The following is a 17,162-nucleotide window of genomic DNA, read 5'->3' as shown; positions in this document are numbered from 1 at the left end:
CCCCACCGGCCTTCCCGGCGCCACCGGGTACGCGCCAGTGCTGAACGAAGTATGACGAGTTCTCGTCTATCCGCGATCTGCGCTACCTCGCTGGTCAACCTCACTATTATGGGAGCCATCAGTAATAACTTCACGTCAGGTTTGGCGGATATTCCACACCGAGGGGTATCTCAATTGTCGGGGCGGGCACACGAGCCGCGGGGTGAGACCAACCGCAACAGTCGAGCGCGGTCTCTGGGCGACGGGGAATCGTCCCGCGTCGGCTGGGTGCGCTACTTTTTCGACGACGACCGCTGGGAGTGGTCGGACGAAGTCGCGCGCATGCACGGCTACGAACCGGGGACCGTCACTCCGACAACCGAATTGGTGTTCTCGCATAAACATCCCGACGATCGCGACGAGATCCGCGATCTGCTGAACCGGGTGCGGCAAACCCGTGAGGCCTTCAGCACCCGACACCGCATTCGGGACCGGCACGGACGAGTGCACCATGTGGTCGTGGTCGGCAACCAACTGCGCGACGAAGCCGGTGAGATCATCGGCAGTGACGGCTTCTACATCGACCTGACCGGCGACGTCCGTACCGCGCAGGAGCAAGTGAGCCACGAAGTCGAGGACATCGCAGCCCGACGGTCTCCCATCGACCAGGCCAAGGGGATGCTGATGATGGTCTACAGCATCGACGCCGACGCGGCCTTCGACCTGTTGCGGTGGCGCTCGCAGGAGAGCAACGTCAAGTTGCGAGACCTCGCTCAGCAGATCACCGCCGACTTCCTCGGCGCGGCGCACAACGGCGTCATGCCGGCGCGAACGGTGTATGACGAACTTTTGATGACCGCCCATCTGCGGGCGGGCCACGGCTCGGACGGCGCTCAGGCCGGCAATAGGTCGTAGGGCGGCGCGCCGACCCCGCTGACCATGAGTTGGCCGGACGGCACCTTCTCCACGATCCTCACCGCGGCGCTGCGGTCTCCGATCCTCAGCTTGGCGGGCTTGCCTGCCTCGACATCGTCGGGCGCTCCGTAAGCGAGGCCCTGCCAGTGGTACCGACCGTCGATCGGGTCGAGGTGCCCGGCGAGGCGGACCCGCACCGGGCAGCGGACACCGGCGACGTCCAGTTCGGCGTCGCCGTCGAAGACGCCGCTCTCGTCGGCGGTGGCGGTCACAGGAAATTGCTTCGCTTCCACATGCGCCGGCTGATCCGGTTCATCAGGCCGATCTCCTCGAGGAAGGCCGCCAGCGGCGCGAACCCGGTTCGGGTTGTCTGATGGAAGTACGGGTTGCCGCGGGCTTGCCGCCGGCCTTCATGGCCGTCCAGACCCGCCCGTCGGTACACCGCCCGGTTGGTGAACAGGTAACGGTAGAAGGGGCCGCCGGCGCCGTGAATCGTCGCGAGCAGGAATCTGTTTCGCCGCCGCATCTGTGGGACGTCGCGACGGGCGCCGTCGCGCGCGAACTGGATGTGCCGGGCCTCCTCGGTGACGTGGATGCGCATGACGCGACGCACGATCGGCTGGATGTCCGGATCGTCGAGGATCTCCCGCTGCAGCGCATCGAAGATCTCCTCCCCCACCAGTGCGGCGATCCACAGCACGGACTTCTGGAACACCAGGGGCAGTAGGTTGATGGTCATCCGCTGTATACGACTGGGCTGGAACGGCTTTCCGTCGACAGCCTGGATGGCACGGCCGAACATGACCATATGACGGGTCTCGTCGCCGAGTTCAGTGAGCGAATAGTGCGTCGATGCCGCAGTGACATCGGCGTGCATGAGACCGCGAAGCAGCGCCTGATTCAAAATGTTCTCGAACCAGACGCCGGCCGAGAGCAGGTTGATGAATTCCTGGCGCGACAGCTCGATCTGCTGATCGCGGGTCATCTCCGCCCACATCGGCGTGCCGTACAGCGACACCACGGCCGGTGGCAGAAAGAACTTGTCCGCCACCACGGGCGTATCCCAGTCGATGTCGACGACGGGAGCGTAGGACTTTCGGGCGGACCCCTTGAGCAGCCGATCGGAGAACTCCTCTCGACTCGGTGGCGTCGCCGTCCTGGTCGATGAAGCGGTGGCCATCTCACGCCTCCTGCACGTCGAAGGGTCTGGGGCGAGCCGCTGCGCATGCCCGTGAACCGAAGATACATTCCTGGTTTGTTTGTATCAATAGCGTGCGAGCAGGCCTTACACTGCAGCCATGAAGTACAGCGGCCTGCTCGCCAAAGCGGTGCAGCGTTTCGGGTCGCCATCGGCGGAAGGCAACGCCGAACGGATCCTCGATGCGGCGCTCAAGCAGTTCGAACTCTTCGGGATCCGCCGCTCGACCGTGGAGGACATCACCCGCCGGTCGGGGCTGGCGCGGGTGACGTTGTACCGGACGTTTGCGAACAAGGACGCGATCGTCGAGGCGGTGCTGCTGCGGGAACTCGAGCGATTCCTGTCGGACCTGGCCGCCGAAGCGGGCGGCTACGACGAGGCCGAAGACAAGCTGGTGGAAGGGTTCGTGTTCACGCTGAACACGTTGCGCCACCACGCGCTGCTGCAGCGGCTGCTGGCCACCGAGGCCGAAACGGTGCTGCCGTTCCTGACCGTCGAGGGCGACAGCGTCGTCCGCACAGCCTCATCGTTCCTGGCGCACCAACTGGCGGTGGCATTGCCCAACGACAGCCGCACACAGCTCGAGCTGCTCGAGGTCGCGGAGGTCACGGTTCGGGTCATCGTGTCGTTCGTGCTGACGCCGTCGCAGAACGTCGCGCTCGGCGATGATGATGCCTTGCGGTCATTCGCGCGGCGATACCTCGTGCCGCCGCTATTGGGGTTGACCGCCTAGCAGCACCGAGGTCGGCTGGCGATCGGCGACCGGTAGCGGCTCGCTAAAATCTCGCCGGCATCAGTTGTCGTTACTCGAACGGATTCACCATGACTGAACACGTAGAGCAGTTGGAGTTTCAGGCCGAGGCCCGCCAGTTGCTGGACCTGATGGTCCACTCCGTGTACTCCAACAAGGACTCATTCCTTCGGGAGTTGATCTCGAATGCCTCCGACGCACTGGACAAGCTGCGCCTCGAGGCGTTCCGGAACAAGGACCTCGACGCCGACACCTCCGATTTGCACATCGAGATCGACATCGACAAAGACGCGCGCACACTGACGATCCGCGACAACGGGATCGGGATGACCCGCGACGAGGTCGTCGGCCTGATCGGCACACTGGCCAAATCCGGCACCGCCGAACTGCGCCAGCAACTCAAGGACGCCCAGAATGCTGCCGCCTCCGAGGAACTGATCGGCCAGTTCGGCATCGGCTTCTACTCGTCATTCATGGTGGCGGACAAAGTCACGCTGCTCACCCGTAAGGCTGGCGAGAGTTCGGCAACCCGCTGGGAATCCAGCGGCGAGGGAACCTACACCGTGGCCGCCGTCGATGACGCGCCGCAGGGCACCGCGGTCACCTTGCACCTTAAGCCCGAGGATGCCGAGGACGAGCTGCACGACTACACCGCGGAATGGAAGATTCGGTCGCTGGTCAAGCAGTACTCGGACTTCATCGGCTGGCCGATTCGGATGCAGGTCGAGCGACGCAGCGCCGCGACCGAGGACGGCGGCGACGAGGTGGTCACCGTCGAGACGGAGACCGTCAATTCGATGCAGGCCCTGTGGGCGCGACCCAAAGATGAAGTCTCCGAAAAGGAGTACACCGAGTTCTACAAGCACATCGCGCACGCCTGGGACGACCCGCTCGAGGTCATCCCGATGAAGGCCGAGGGCACGTTCGAGTACCAGGCGCTGTTGTTCATCCCGTCGCATGCACCGTTCGACCTGTTCAACTCCGAGGCCCGCATCGGTGTGCAGCTCTACGTCCGGCGGGTGTTCATCATGGCCGACTGTGAGGAATTGCTGCCCCCGTATCTACGCTTCGTCAAGGGCGTCGTCGACGCGGCGGACATGTCGCTCAACGTTTCTCGTGAAATCTTGCAGCAGGATCGTCAGATCAAGGCGATCCGCCGGCGGCTCACCAAAAGGGTGCTCTCGACGATCAAGGAGATGCAGAGCGAGCGGCCGGCGGACTACCGGACGTTCTGGGGGCAATTCGGCCGGGTTCTCAAGGAGGGCCTGCTCTCCGACGTCGACAACAAGGACACGCTGCTGGCGGTGTCGTCGTTCGCCTCGACGAACAGCGACGAAGAGCTCACCACGCTGGCCGCGTATGTCGAGCGCATGAAGGACGGTCAGGACCAGATCTTCTACGCCACCGGCGAATCGCGGCAGCAGCTCCTGAGTTCCCCGCACCTGGAAGCGTTCAAAGCCAAGGGCTACGAAGTGCTGCTGCTCACCGATCCGGTCGACGAGGTCTGGGTGGACATGGTGCCCGAATTCGACGGCAAGCGGCTGCAGTCGGTGGCCAAGGGAGAGGTGGACCTCGACTCCGAGGAAGACAAGAGCGCGCGCGAAGCCGAACGCTCGCAGTTAGAGCAGGAGTTCTCCGGTTTGCTCGAGTGGCTCAAGGAGAACCTGGCCGACCACGTCAAAGAGGTGCGCTTGTCCACGCGCCTGACCGAGTCGCCGGCGTGCCTGATCACCGACAGTTTCGGCATCACTCCCGCGCTGGCGCGCATGTTGCAGGCCTCGGGACAGACCGTCCCCGCCGAGAAACGCATCCTCGAGCTCAATCCGAGCCATCCGTTGATCACCGGGTTGCGTGACGGGTTTGCGGCTCGTGGAGGCGATGCCGCGCTGGCCGAGACGGCTGAGTTGCTTTATGGCACAGCCCTCCTGGCCGAGGGCGGCACGCTGGATGACCCGGCGAAGTTCGCAGGGCTGCTGGCGGAGCGGCTGGCGCGCACTGTTTAGGTCATCCTCCGGACGAGACTCACCGCACCGGCGCGACCGCGGAGGCCATCACATCCACGGCGCGCTCCCACACCCGATGCAGACCGACCGCATCGGCCAACGCTGTTGTGAAGGCCCTGTCTACCGAGTCGGCGACCAGGACGCCGGGGGAATCGAGATCGATACCCGCCGCGGCAAGTGCGTCGGTACCGTCACCCCACGCCGCGATGCCCTTGCAGTGCCGAAAGGCCTCCTGTAGCAACACGATCAGCTTGATGTCGCGGCTCGGCTTGGTCCCGGCGGCGATGACGATCGCGTCGAACTCGATGGACCGCGCGGTCAGGAAGGTTCGTTCGACGATCACGCTGCGGCGCCCGGACTTGAGCACACCACCCAACGGCGCGGTCACCAGCGGGGTCGCCCCCAACCGCTGAATCGCTGCGACCAGCTTGGCCACACCGGCCAGGTCGGAGTCGGCACCGGCGATGATCCCGATCTTGCGGCCGTCGATCGGTCCAGGCGTGTCGATGACTTGCGACAGCGTCGGCGACTCGAGAACGTCCTGCGGTGGTTTGCCTTTCGGCGCGGGCAGGCCGAGGCCGATCGCCACCTGCTTGCACAGGTCGGTGTCGACGTTGGCCAGCACTTCGAGCTGCCGCTCCTTGATCGCCTGCTCGTAGCACTTGCCGAGTTCGAAGGTGAACGCCTCGATGATGTGCGCCTGCTCGATGTAGGTCAGGCTGCGGTAGAACATCGCCGCCTGCGTGAAGTGGTCCTCGAAGGAGGCAGGCTGCGCACGCACCGTCGGACCGTCGACCTGCCGGGGGGTCTGCACGTACCCGCCCTCGTCGGCGTCAGCGACGAAAGGCTCCCCACCGTCGATGCTGTTGGGGCGGTAAGGTGCCTGCCCGGTGTGAATTGCCGTCTGGTGCATGCCATCCCGCAGCATGTCGTTCACCGGGCAGCGCGGCTGGTTGATCGGCAGCTGGGTGAAATTGGGTCCGCCGAGACGAGTCAATTGGGTGTCGAGATAGGAGAACAGACGGGCCTGCATCAGCGGGTCGTTGGTAGGTTCGATACCCGGCACGAGGTTGCCGGTGTGAAATGCCACCTGTTCGGTCTCGGCGAAGTAGTTCGTCGGATTGCGGTTCAGGGTCATCTTGCCGATGAGTTGCACCGGCACCATTTCCTCGGGGACCAGCTTCGTCGGGTCGAGCAGATCGATGCCCGCAAAGCTGTCCGTGCCGTCATCGGGCATCACCTGAACGCCGAGCTCGTACTCGAGGTACGCGCCGGCCTCGATACCGTCGGCCATGTCGCGGCGGTGGAAGTCGGGGTCACACCCGGCTGCGATCTGCGCCTCTTCCCAGACCAGCGAGTGCACGCCGGCCACTGGCTTCCAGTGGAACTTGACCAGGCTGGTCGCGCCCTTCCGGTTGACCATGCGGAAGGTGTGGACGCCGAACCCCTCCATCGTCCGGAAGGAGCGCGGGATACCGCGATCACTCATGTTCCACATGACGTGATGGGTGGCCTCGGTGTGCAGCGACACGAAGTCCCAGAACGTGTCGTGAGCCGACTGCGCCTGGGGGATCTCGCGGTCCGGCTGGGGCTTGGCGGCGTGGATGACGTCGGGGAACTTGATGCCGTCCTGGATGAAGAACACCGGCATGTTGTTGCCGACCAGATCGAAGTTGCCTTCGTCGGTGTAGAACTTGACCGCGAAGCCCCGGGTGTCACGCACGGTGTCGGCCGATCCACGCGAACCCAGAACCGTCGAGAAGCGGCAGAACACGTCTGTCTTCTTGCCCTTCCTGCCGAGGAAGCCGGCTTTGGTGACATACCCGGCGACGCCGTAGGACTCGAAGACGCCGTGGGCTGCGGCGCCGCGGGCGTGCACGACACGCTCGGGGATGCGCTCGTGATCGAAGTGCGTGATCTTCTCCCGCAGGTGAAAGTCTTCGAGCAGCGACGGACCCCGAGGGCCGGCTTTGAGCGAATGGTCGGTGTCGGGGAGCCGCAGTCCTTGGGCGGTGGTCAGATATCTCCCCGACTGGGCACGAGCATCCAGATCGCCGGCTTCACCATTGGTGTTGCCGGTCGGGCTCGACGGTTTGGGGGCGGTTTGATCGGGCTTGCGGCGGGGCGGCATGAGTCCTCCTGGGTTGGTGATGCGGGCCAAGGGACCCTGGATAAGCCGGGAATACCCGAATCCCGCAGGCGAAACCGGCGGATAGGAATGTCCCCGCCACTGCACTGGGCAATGACGGGGACAATCGTCAAACGGAGAACCTGCTGGGATTAGCCGTCGTTGTGGTGGCGGCTACCGGACTTCGCCAGGCCGCGGCTCACCATGTAGCCGATGCTCAGGAGCACGACCAGGAACCATGCCCGGTCAGCACGGAAGTAATCCTCGTGCGCATCGGTGGTACCGACAATGAGTGACGCGACGAGGACGCCGATGACTGCGACGACGTAAGCGATGAATTCCGTTGTCTTGAAAGCAGCTTTGGTCTCGTCGCCCCGCTTGACGGGCGCAACGTGGCCGACGGTGTCGTTGTAAGGCGCAGTCGCGGGACGGCGTGCAGCGGTGGGATTCTCGGTGGTCATGTAGTACTCCTTTGGACGCCGGTCGAAGTATCGACGCAGCGGGAATTAGCCTGCAAACGGCATCGGCATGGGTGATTCGCTTCAGCAGCAGCTTGATCGGCTGCCTGCCGAATCGTGCGAATGTCACTTAGCCACGCAGATGCACAGCGGAGGCGCGATGAGCGCTCACATACTGTTACTGGCTTGGATGATGTCCGGTATCGAGCGGAGGCTCACGGCATATCGGAAAAGACCGCTCCGGACGTTCGTTGCTACCAACCTGCTGTAGTACCAACGCTGTAAACACTACTCGTGAATAGACCGATCACCTAATCGCGGTGTTCAGAACACGGAAAGTGTTATTTCACAATCATTTTCATCTTTGAGTAAAACGCACGCGGCCCATTTGTGCACGGACGATTATGCGCCGCAAGCATTTCAGGTTCTTATAGTGGAACGTCGGGGCGAATCGACTAACTCGCAGACTCGTTGGCGGCGTTCTCGTCGGCTTGCTCGGCCCCGGTCGGATGGTCGGTGTTGCGCGGATCGACCTGCCCTGACCGGCTGTCGGGGTCCCGAACTTCGCCGGATTCGCTGGTAGCTGGTGTTTTGGCCGCCATATCGGTCCTCTCCTCTTGCTCTCGTCGCAGTCGTACCCGAGCAATGACCAAAGAAACGTCGTTGCGGGGAGCAGAGTTTCGTTGACGATCCGGTCACAATTGCGGTTGTCCCCAGCACAGGCTGGGTAGTCGGTGAGTTGCGGCGCGTACTGCGCTACGCAAGACGTCAACGCCGAAAGGGCGAAATTTCTATGACTTTCACTACCAGCACTGTGGTGGGCCAACTCCGCACTGTGCTCGATCTGACCAATACCGAGATTCAGGTCGCCGAGACCCGGGTGGCTCAGGCCCGTACCGAGGCGGTCCGCCGTGAGCTCACACAGAATGCCGAGAACGGCCGCGAGCGGGCGGAAGCGATCGAGGCTGCGATCCGCGGACTCGGTGGACTGCCCGATGTCGTAGGCCCGATGCTCGGCCGCGCCAGCGCCGCCGTAAAGGCACTGACCGAGCAGGCGCAGCCGTTCGGCGAGGCATTGCTCGGCGACCTCGCGCTGGAGCACCAACTGCTGGACCGGTCCCGCTACATCAAGGCGCTCGCAGTCTCGTTGGGCGATTCCGACATCGAGAAGCTGGCCGACCGCCTGATGGAAGCGCATTCGGCAACGGTCGAGTGGCTGACGACGGTGTTGGCTGAACACGCGCTCGGCGGGCCGGCCGCGTTGCGCCGCACCCCGGTGCAGGTCGCGACCGGAGTCGCGGTGAAGGTCGTGAGCGCACCGATGCAGTGGTCGGCGCAGGGGCTCAATCGCGCGGTCGACGCCGTGCGCTCGGCTCCCCCGGCACTCGGCGAACTGCTGAGCCGTGGCGCCCACGCCGGCGATGTCGCGGCCAAGACCTTGACCGCCTCGCGTGACGCCGCGCTGGCCACCGCGGAGCGGGTCACCAGAAGCGAGGGCGCGGGGCAGACAGCCGATGCATTGCACTCGATGCGCAGCGCCGCCGGCGTGCTCGAGGTCGAGGAATTGCCGATCGCCGACTACGACACGCTCAACGTGTCTGAGGCCGTCGCAGAGATCAAGGACCTCAGCACCCCGTCCGACGTCCGCGCGATCCTCGCCTACGAGGAGGCGCACAAAGACCGCCAGGGTGTCGTCTCGGCCGCGCAGGCCCGCGTCGCCGCCATCGCGCAGGAAGTTGTGGGCATCGGCTGAGCCGACTCCTCAATACGTCAAATATCCCCGCGGTCCATTGGGCCGCGGGGATACTTCTGCCCGACCACACGGCGGAGGTCGACGCGCCGCGATCCGTCCGGCCGCCGAGGCCCGCTACCGCGAAGCAACTGAACCCCACACCGGCACTGAGCCCCACGGCGCAACGGCTCGGGGACCAGGAAACGCAGAAGGCGATCGCCTGCATGATCGCCTCGCTTGACGAGCAGACGGCTCGGGAGGTCTATTCGGCGGTCTCCGACCCGAGTGGGTCAAAAGCACAACTCCGCAACGGAGATCGAGTCATCGGACGGGGACAGATCCGCAGCTGCCGCGTCGATACCAGGTAATCCCGCATTCGAGCTCTGTTGACTTTCGTTCTCGCAACGTAGGACGTCGAGTCGCCGAAGAAGCCGCGGGATCAGTCGTCAGACTCCTGGACAGAAAACGGCCCTCGGAGAAATCTCCGAGGGCCGTTCCCATTTAGTAGCGGGGACAGGATTCGAACCTGCGACCTCTGGGTTATGAGCCCAGCGAGCTACCGAGCTGCTCCACCCCGCGTCGGTGAACGCAACGTTACCCAACGTCGACCAATGCTTCCAAATCGGGTGCTCAGAGGCACAATCGTTGCCCTCGAAACGATGTCGTGCGTGGTGAGCACCCCGTCACGAGTTCGTCACATGCCCCCGGTATTCACTTGCGTCTCGCAGCCGAAGTCGACAGGCTCGAAGGAGATGAAACGACAACACGCCACCCGCTTCGCCGCACTAACGATGATCGCCGCGGTGGCCCTTGGGGTCACCAGCTGCGACAACCAATCCGGTGTCAACACAAGCCAACCCGCCGCGTCGATCCCAGCGCTTCCCGGGGTGTCCGCGTCCACAACGACCACAAGCACCAAGCCGGCCGCCGCCCCGGTCGACTACCCTCGCCTGCTGCTGCAAGCTCGCGACATCTCGGGCACCGGCGATACCTTCATCGACCAACCGCCGACCCCGAACCCCGACAGCCGTCCCGGCGCTGAGGTGCTCCTGGTCAACCAGGACCAGACCAAGGCCGTCAGCATCCTGCTCGTGGCGCTCGACGACCCTGCCGCGGGCCCGTCGGCACTTGCCGAAGCCCAGGCCAGCCTGGAAAAGGCGGTGACGCCCGGCCCACCACAGCCGTCCATCGTCGGTACCGGCGGCACCGTCGTCTCCGGTAACTCCCTCGACGGCAAAAAGTCGGTGTCGGTGCTGCTGTTCACCGAGGGCTCGACGCTTGCCCGCGTGGAGTTCGACGGCCTACCTGGCCAGCCCGCCCCGGCGGACTTCATCACCAACGTCGGCCAAAAGCAGGCCATCGCACTGCGCGTCGGGCTGTCCACTCGCTAAGCACGCGGCGGCACCGGCACCCGCATCAGATCCTCGGCTACCACAATGTCGCCGGAGAACACCGCGGCGGCCTCGTCCGCGTACCGATCGGCGGCGTCGGTGTAGCGCTTTGAGAAGTGCGTGAGCACCAGTGTGCGCACCCCACACTCCGCGGCGACCGCAGCCGCCTGCCGAGCCGTCAGGTGCCCGTACAGGTGCGCCAGATCCTCGTCCTCGGTCAGGAAGGTCGCCTCGATCACCAACAGGTCGGCACGATCGGCCAGTGCGTACACCCCGTCGCAGAGCCGGGTGTCCATCACCAAGGCGAACCGCTGCCCGCGTCGCGGCTCACTGACCTCCGCCACGTCGACCGCCCGGTCCCCCACCCGCAGGGATCCGGTCCGATCCAGCTCGCCGACATCGGGCCCGCTGATCCCGAAGCGGGACAACAACTCCGGCACGAATCGCCGGCCGTCGGGCTCGACCAGCCGGTAGCCGAACACATCGGTCGAGTGCTCGAGCGCACGCGCCTCCAGGACCCCGAACGCGCCGACAGCAACCGTCCCGTCGCCCTCGACCGGCTCCTGGCGCACGTCGACCCGGTCGTAGAACACCGAGGCGTGTCGCAGCCGGTCGAAGTACGCGCGGCCAGACGCCGGAAAGTGCGCGACGAGCGGATGGTCGATCTGGTCCAGCGACGCCCGCTGGATGACACCGGGCACCCCGAGGCAGTGGTCGCCGTGAAAGTGCGTGAGGCACAACCGGTTCACCGCACTGACGGGGACCCCGGCCAGCGTCATCTGGCGCTGGGTGCCTTCGCCGGGATCGAAGAGCAGGCCCTCGTCATCCCAGCGCAGCAGGTAGCCGTTGTGGTTGCGGTAGCGCGTCGGCACCTGGCTGGCGGTGCCGAGCACAACCAACTCACGCATGCCTGGACTTCGCCGTACTTGTTATTTAGCCGACTCGTACTTCTTCATCGCGTCGTCAAGGCGTTGCAGCGCATCACCGTATTCGGCGAAGTTGCCGTTCTTCTGCGCCTCCTGCACCGCACCCAACGCGGTCTCGACATCGGTCAGCGCAGCGGATTTCGCCGGCGACAATGTCGTCGGGACACCCGGGGTCGCGGGGGTCACCGCGACCGGCGGAGTGGGTACCTCCGGTGCGCTGCCCGGGACCGGAGCGGGTGGAGCTGCCGGCGGGCGCGAGCCCGGCGGCGGACTGCCCGGCCCGGTGGCCGGTGCCGGACCGGTGGCCGTCGCGCCCGCGCCGGCACCGAAGATGCCGTCCAGCGCGGTGCTGACCGTCGGGCCGTAGCCGACCTTGTCGTTGTACATCATTGCCACCCGGATCAACCGTGGGTACGACGACGCGGCGTCACTGGAGCCCGGTGAGGCATACACCGGGGACACATAGATCAGCCCGCCCTGCCCCACCGGCAGCGTGAGCAGATTGCCCCACCGTATTCGGTTCTGGTTGTCCCGTCCGATCACACCGAGGTCCTGACTGACCGCGGTGTCGGTGCTGATCGCGTTGAACGCCAGCTTCGGACCGTTGACCTGACCCGGAATCGTCAGAACGGTTATCCGCCCATAGGTTTCGGGATCGGAGCTGGCGCTGATGTAGGCGGCCAGGAAGTCGCGCCGGAACCGGTTCATGGCGCTGGTCAACTGGAACGAGGATGAATTGGTGTTGCGGGCAAGGTCTTTGGCGACGATGTAGTACGGCGGCTGGTAGCTGCTCGCGGTCGGGTTGGGGTCGAGCGGCACGTCCCAGAAGTCCGAGGTGGAGAAGAACGTCACCGGGTCGTCGACGTGATACTTGGCCAGCAGCATGCGCTGCACCTTGAACAGATCCTCCGGATAGCGCAGGTGCGCAGCCAAATCCGGTGAGATCTCACTCTTCGGCTTGACCGTTCCCGGGAACACCGCCATCCACGCCTTGAGCACCGGGTCGCTCTCGTCCTGTGCGTACAGCGTCACGGTGCCGTCGTAGGCGTCGACGGTGGCCTTGACCGAGTTACGGATGTAGGACACCTGCTTGTCCGGGGCCAGCCGGTTGACGGCCACCTCGGTGGAGTCCGCGGTGGCCGACGACAGCGAGGTCAACTCCGAGTACGGGTAGTTGTCCAGCGTGGTGTAGCCGTCGATGACCCACACCATCTTCTTGTTGACGATCGCCGGGTACACCGTGCTGTCGGTGGTCAGCCACGGCGCCACCGCCTCCACCCGCTGCGCGGGGTCGCGGTTGAACAGGATCTTGCTGTTGTTGCCGATCACGTTGGAGAACAAGAAGTTCCGCTCGGCGAACTTGGCGGCGAACACGCTGCGCGCCAGCCAGTTGCCGATCGGCACACCACCGGCGCCGGTGTAGGTGTAGTTCTTGGTGTCGGTGTTGGTCTCGTAGTCGTACTCGCGGTCGGCGCCGGTCTTGCCGACGATCGCGTAGTCGGCCGCGGTGTTGGAAATGACCGGGCCGAAATAGACACGCGGCTGATCCAGCGGGGCCGGCCCGGGCGAGACGACATTGCCGTTGGCCCCGACGACGCTGGCCAGGAATTCGGGATAACCACCATTCTGGTTGGGGTCGTTGGCGATTCCGCGCACCGTGTTGGCCGGCGAGGCGATGAAGCCGTTTCCGTGGGTGTAGACGGTGTGCCGGTTGATCCAGTCCCGCTGGTTGTCCTGCAGCCGGTCCGGGTTGAGTTCACGGGCGGCGACCACATAATCACGCAGCTCCCCATCGGCGCTCTGGTAGCGGTCGATAGACAGCTGGTCGGGGAAGTAGTAGAAGTTCTTGCCCTGCTGGAACTGGGTGAACGCCGGGCTGATGATCGTCGGGTCCAGCACCCGGATGTTCGACGTAGTCGCCCGGTCGGAGGCCACCTGCTGCGCGGTGGTCGGCGCGGTGCCGCTGTAATCCCGGTACGTCACATGGTCGTTGGTCAGGCCGTACGCCTGTCTGGTCGCGACGATGCTGCGACTGATGTATTCGCTTTCCTTCTGCGCCGCATTGGGTTTGACGCTGATCTGCTCGACCACCAGTGGCCAGCCAGCCCCGACGATCAGCGAGCTCAACAGCAACAGCACCAGGCCGATCGCCGGAATTCGCAAGTCGCGCAGCACGAGCGCGGAGAACACCGCGGCCGCGCAGATCAGCGCGATCGCCATCAGGATCAGCTTGGCCGGCAGCACCGCATTGATGTCGGTGTAGCCGGCACCGGTGAACGGCTTTCCGCCACGGGTGTGACTGAGGAGCTCGTAGCGGTCGAACCAGTAGGCGACCGCCTTGAGCAGCACCAGAGTTCCGATCAGCGCGACCAGCTGGATGCGGGCCGGGCGGCTCAGCACGCCGCTGCGACCGGCCAGCCGGATCCCGCCGAAGACGTAGTGACTGATCAGGTTCGCCAGGAACGCCAAGAACACTGCGACGAACAGGTAGGACAGCACCAACCGGTAGAACGGCAGATCGAAGGCGTAGAAGCCGAGATCCTTACCGAACTGCGGGTCGGTGACCCCGAAGTCGCCGCCGTGCAGGAACAGCTGAACCCGCGACCAGTAGCTCTGCGCCACCGCCCCGGACAGCACACCGATCACGGCAGGCACCCCGATGCCGAACAACCGCAACCGCGCCATCACCGCCGTGCGGTAACGCGCGACCGGATCATTGGGACCGGCGGTCGGCACGAACACCGGCCGGGTGCGGTACGCCAGGGCCAAGCCGGTGAACACGATCGCGCCGACCAGCAGGGCGGCGATCAGGAAGACGACGATGCGGGTGACGACCACGGTGGAGAACACCGACCGGTAGCCGAGCTCGCCGAACCACAGCCAGTCGACGTAGGCGTCGACCAGTCGTGGCCCCACCAACAACAGCACGACGACCGCGAGCGCAATACCGATCAGAATCCGGCTGCGCCGAGTCAGCTTCGGCATCCGCGCGCCGGGCCGCATACTCACCTGTCAGGCTCCTGAGTCTTGTCGGGCGGCCACGCCGCGCCGAGGCAGCAGTACGGCCACAACTCTACGCATCCGGGGGGCAGTGCTGTCCTGCAGCAATGCGCTAGCAGCTGGGCGGACGCCCGCCGGAGGTCAGCGTGTGCAGGGAATCGACCGCGCTGGTCAACGTGTCGACCTTCACCAGTTCCATTCCGTCGTCGCGCATCGACCTTGCCTCGTCGCAATTGTCGGCGGGCACCAGGAAGACGCTCGCGCCGGCCTCCTGGGCGGCCAGCATCTTGTGGGTGATGCCGCCGATCGGGCCCACCTTGCCGTCGGCGTTGATCGTCCCGGTGCCCGCGATGAACTTCGATCCGTTGAGGTCACCGGTGGTCAGCTTGTCGATGACGGCCAGGCTGAACATGAGCCCCGCCGACGGGCCGCCGATGTTGGCCAGGTTGAAGTCGATCTTGAACGGAGCCCACGGCGCGTCGAGCACGGCCACCCCGAGGTAGCCGTAGTCGCGGTCCTGGTTGTTGCCCAACGTGATTCGCGCGACGCCCGGCGGGGCGTTCTTGCGGCGGTAGTCGATGACGATCTCCTGGCCCGGCTTGGTGGCCTTCAGCAATGCCGTGAACTCCGCGATGTTCGCTACCGGCTTACCGTCGACGGCGTCGATCGCGTCGCCGTCCTTCAATTTGCCTGCCGACGGCCCGGGGTCGTTGACCTTCTCCACCCGCACCGCCGAGGGGTACTTCAGAAACCCCAGCGCCGCGTACTCGGCGCTGTCCTCGGACCGCTTGAAGTCGGCGTCCTGATCCTTCTCGACGTCCTCACGCGACTTGTCCGGCGGGAACACCAGATCCCGCGGCACCAACTGCTCCCGACCCGACACCCACAGCGTCAGCGCCTGCCCGAGCGTCAGACCGTCGCGCTGGGCGACGGTGGTCATGTTCAGGTGCCCCGAGGTGGGATGGGTGTCGGTGCCCTCGATGGCCACCACCGGCTTGCCGTCGACCTCGCCGAGCGTGTCGAACGTCGGCCCGGGGCCCAGCGACACATAGGGCACCGTCACGACCGCCAGCAGCACGCCGAAGACGACGATCGGCATGAGCGCCGTCAGCAACGTCAGAATCCGCCTGTTCACGCCGCCAACATTAGACGGAGCCCGTCACCGCCCCGGTTCACTGACAGCGTGATCGCCCGTTACCCGCCCGCAGCGCAGCATGAGTACGGTTGAGACATGTCTGACCAGCCCTTCGGCTTCTCCGCGGGAGACGACCCCGACCGCGACAAGCCGAAAAAGGACCCGAACTCCGGCCCCGGTGACCCGTTCGGCTTCGCCGGCGGCGACTTCAACATGGCCGACCTCGGCCAGATCTTCACCAAGCTGGGCCAGATGTTCAGCGGCGCCGGCAATCCGATGGCCGGCGGATCCGGACCGGTCAATTACGACGTGGCCCGCCAACTGGCGTCGAGTTCGATCGGCTTCGTCGCGCCGATCCCGTCGGCTACCAGCACCGCCATCGCCGACGCCGTGCACCTGGCCGACACCTGGCTCGACGGCGCGACCGCGCTGCCCGCCGGGGCGACAAGAGCTGTCGCCTGGACTCCCAACGACTGGGTCGACGGAACCCTCGATCGATGGAAGCGGCTGTGCGATCCGATGGCCGAACAGATTTCGTCGGTGTGGGCGCAGTCGCTGCCAGAAGAAGCCAAGGCGATGGCCGGTCCGCTGCTGGCGATGATGACCCAGATGGGCGGCATGGCGTTCGGCTCCCAGCTCGGTCAGGCCCTCGGGAAGTTGTCCCGTGAGGTGCTGACGTCCACCGACATCGGCCTGCCGCTGGGGCCGACGGGTGTGGCGGCACTGATGCCGGAGGCCATCGAAGCCCTGTCCGAAGGACTCGAGCAGCCGCGCAGCGAGATCCTGACGTTCCTGGCCGCCCGCGAGGCGGCCCATCACCGGTTGTTCAGCCATGTCCCCTGGTTGTCGAGCCAGCTGCTGAACGCCGTCGAGGCGTACGCCAAGGGCATGAAGATCGACATGAGTGGGCTCGAGGAGCTGGCGCAGGGCTTCAATCCGGCGGCACTGAGCGATCCCGCCGCCATGGAACAGCTGCTCAGCCAGGGCATGTTCGAACCGAAGGCCACCCCGGAGCAGACCGCGGCGCTCGAGCGGCTGGAAACGCTGCTGGCGTTGGTCGAGGGCTGGGTGCAGACCGTGGTGACGGCCGCTCTCGGCGACCGCATTCCCGGCACGGCAGCGTTGTCGGAGATGCTGCGACGCCGGCGGGCCACCGCCGGACCGGCCGAGCAGACCTTCGCGACGCTCGTCGGCCTGGAACTGCGGCCGCGCAAGATGCGGGAAGCCGCAGTGCTGTGGGAGCGGCTCACCGAGGCCGTCGGCGTCGACGCCCGCGACGGTGTCTGGCAGCACCCGGACCTGCTGCCCAGCTCCGCGGATCTCGACGAGCCGGCCGGGTTCATCGACCGGATCATCGGCGGTGACACCAGCAGCCTGGACATCGACTCCGCGATCGAGCAGTTCCAGAAGGAGACGGAGTCCACGGAGTCCGGCGAGGACGACAAAGAGGTCTGAGCGGACGGCGATTCGACGGGCCTGTGGATAGCTGAAGACGCGCGGCACCGCGGTGGTGCCAGAGTGCGCGTGTGAGCCGGCTGTATGCGCT

Annotated in this window: 14 protein-coding genes and 1 tRNA gene; 6 read left to right on the top strand and 9 right to left on the bottom strand. The window is 65.4% G+C overall.

What is annotated here, in order from left to right:
• Positions 1 to 174: 174 nt before the first annotated feature.
• Positions 175 to 894 (top strand): PAS and ANTAR domain-containing protein, encoded by a 720-nt coding sequence (locus tag AB431_RS08450; RefSeq protein WP_047329555.1) that lies wholly within the window; start codon positions 175 to 177, stop codon positions 892 to 894.
• Here the strand turns inward: AB431_RS08450 and AB431_RS08445 are convergent.
• A complete protein-coding gene (locus tag AB431_RS08445; RefSeq protein ID WP_047329554.1) occupies positions 873 to 1,166 on the bottom strand; it encodes a DUF4873 domain-containing protein in 294 nt (97 codons plus the stop codon). The two genes, AB431_RS08450 and AB431_RS08445, sit on opposite strands and share 22 nt — an antisense overlap.
• Positions 1,163 to 2,074, bottom strand: coding sequence for a diiron oxygenase (locus tag AB431_RS08440; RefSeq protein WP_047329553.1), 912 nt, complete (start codon positions 2,072 to 2,074; stop codon positions 1,163 to 1,165). The genes AB431_RS08445 and AB431_RS08440 overlap by 4 nt, the downstream gene beginning before the upstream one ends.
• Before the next feature lie 118 nt (positions 2,075 to 2,192).
• Between AB431_RS08440 and AB431_RS08435 the strand changes: the two genes are divergently transcribed.
• Both AB431_RS08435 and htpG read left to right on the top strand, forming a co-directional pair.
• The gene (locus tag AB431_RS08435; protein WP_047329552.1) at positions 2,193 to 2,825 is read left to right on the top strand and encodes a TetR/AcrR family transcriptional regulator; all 633 of its coding nucleotides are present in this window, start codon (positions 2,193 to 2,195) and stop codon (positions 2,823 to 2,825) included.
• Positions 2,826 to 2,914: 89 nt separating this feature from the next.
• Positions 2,915 to 4,846: a molecular chaperone HtpG gene (gene htpG, locus AB431_RS08430; protein ID WP_047329551.1), complete on the top strand. Its 1,932-nt coding sequence runs from the start codon at positions 2,915 to 2,917 to the stop codon at positions 4,844 to 4,846.
• Between the two features lie 19 nt (positions 4,847 to 4,865).
• Here the strand turns inward: htpG and AB431_RS08425 are convergent, their stop codons facing one another.
• The 3 genes from AB431_RS08425 to AB431_RS30780 all read right to left on the bottom strand — a co-directional run bounded on the left by AB431_RS08425 (position 4,866) and on the right by AB431_RS30780 (position 8,034).
• Positions 4,866 to 6,977, bottom strand: coding sequence for a catalase (locus tag AB431_RS08425; RefSeq protein ID WP_047329550.1), 2,112 nt, complete (start codon positions 6,975 to 6,977; stop codon positions 4,866 to 4,868).
• A gap of 149 nt (positions 6,978 to 7,126) precedes the next feature.
• Entirely contained in the window at positions 7,127 to 7,435 is a 309-nt protein-coding gene (locus AB431_RS08420; RefSeq protein ID WP_047329549.1) for a hypothetical protein, read from the bottom strand.
• A gap of 452 nt (positions 7,436 to 7,887) precedes the next feature.
• Positions 7,888 to 8,034, bottom strand: a complete 147-nt coding sequence (locus AB431_RS30780; RefSeq protein WP_158423527.1) for a hypothetical protein — start codon at positions 8,032 to 8,034, stop codon at positions 7,888 to 7,890.
• A gap of 191 nt (positions 8,035 to 8,225) precedes the next feature.
• Between AB431_RS30780 and AB431_RS08410 the strand changes: the two genes are divergently transcribed.
• Positions 8,226 to 9,185, top strand: a complete 960-nt coding sequence (locus AB431_RS08410; protein ID WP_047329547.1) for a hypothetical protein — start codon at positions 8,226 to 8,228, stop codon at positions 9,183 to 9,185.
• A gap of 484 nt (positions 9,186 to 9,669) precedes the next feature.
• On the opposite strand, the gene AB431_RS08405 is transcribed toward AB431_RS08410, so the two are convergent.
• Positions 9,670 to 9,743 (bottom strand) — tRNA-Met (locus AB431_RS08405).
• A 173-nt stretch (positions 9,744 to 9,916) separates the two neighbouring features.
• Here AB431_RS08405 and AB431_RS08400 point away from each other — a divergent pair.
• Positions 9,917 to 10,555 (top strand): hypothetical protein, encoded by a 639-nt coding sequence (locus AB431_RS08400; protein ID WP_052960233.1) that lies wholly within the window; start codon positions 9,917 to 9,919, stop codon positions 10,553 to 10,555.
• Here the strand turns inward: AB431_RS08400 and AB431_RS08395 are convergent.
• The 3 genes from AB431_RS08395 to AB431_RS08385 all read right to left on the bottom strand — a co-directional run bounded on the left by AB431_RS08395 (position 10,552) and on the right by AB431_RS08385 (position 15,616).
• On the bottom strand, positions 10,552 to 11,463 hold the full coding sequence (locus AB431_RS08395) for a ribonuclease Z (RefSeq protein WP_047329546.1): 912 nt from the start codon (positions 11,461 to 11,463) through the stop codon (positions 10,552 to 10,554). The two genes, AB431_RS08400 and AB431_RS08395, sit on opposite strands and share 4 nt — an antisense overlap.
• A 21-nt stretch (positions 11,464 to 11,484) precedes the next feature.
• Positions 11,485 to 14,490, bottom strand: coding sequence for a UPF0182 family protein (locus tag AB431_RS08390; protein WP_047329545.1), 3,006 nt, complete (start codon positions 14,488 to 14,490; stop codon positions 11,485 to 11,487).
• Between the two features lie 103 nt (positions 14,491 to 14,593).
• Entirely contained in the window at positions 14,594 to 15,616 is a 1,023-nt protein-coding gene (locus tag AB431_RS08385; protein WP_047329544.1) for a PDZ domain-containing protein, read from the bottom strand.
• Between the two features lie 96 nt (positions 15,617 to 15,712).
• Between AB431_RS08385 and AB431_RS08380 the strand changes: the two genes are divergently transcribed.
• Complete coding sequence (locus AB431_RS08380; protein WP_047329543.1) at positions 15,713 to 17,071, top strand: zinc-dependent metalloprotease; 1,359 nt, start codon at positions 15,713 to 15,715, stop codon at positions 17,069 to 17,071.
• Positions 17,072 to 17,162 lie beyond the last annotated feature (91 nt).

The organism is Mycobacterium sp. EPa45, assembly GCF_001021385.1.
Lineage (GTDB): Bacteria > Actinomycetota > Actinomycetes > Mycobacteriales > Mycobacteriaceae > Mycobacterium.
Note: the sequence above shows the minus strand (reverse complement) of the source record. Positions and strands in the feature narration are given on the sequence as shown.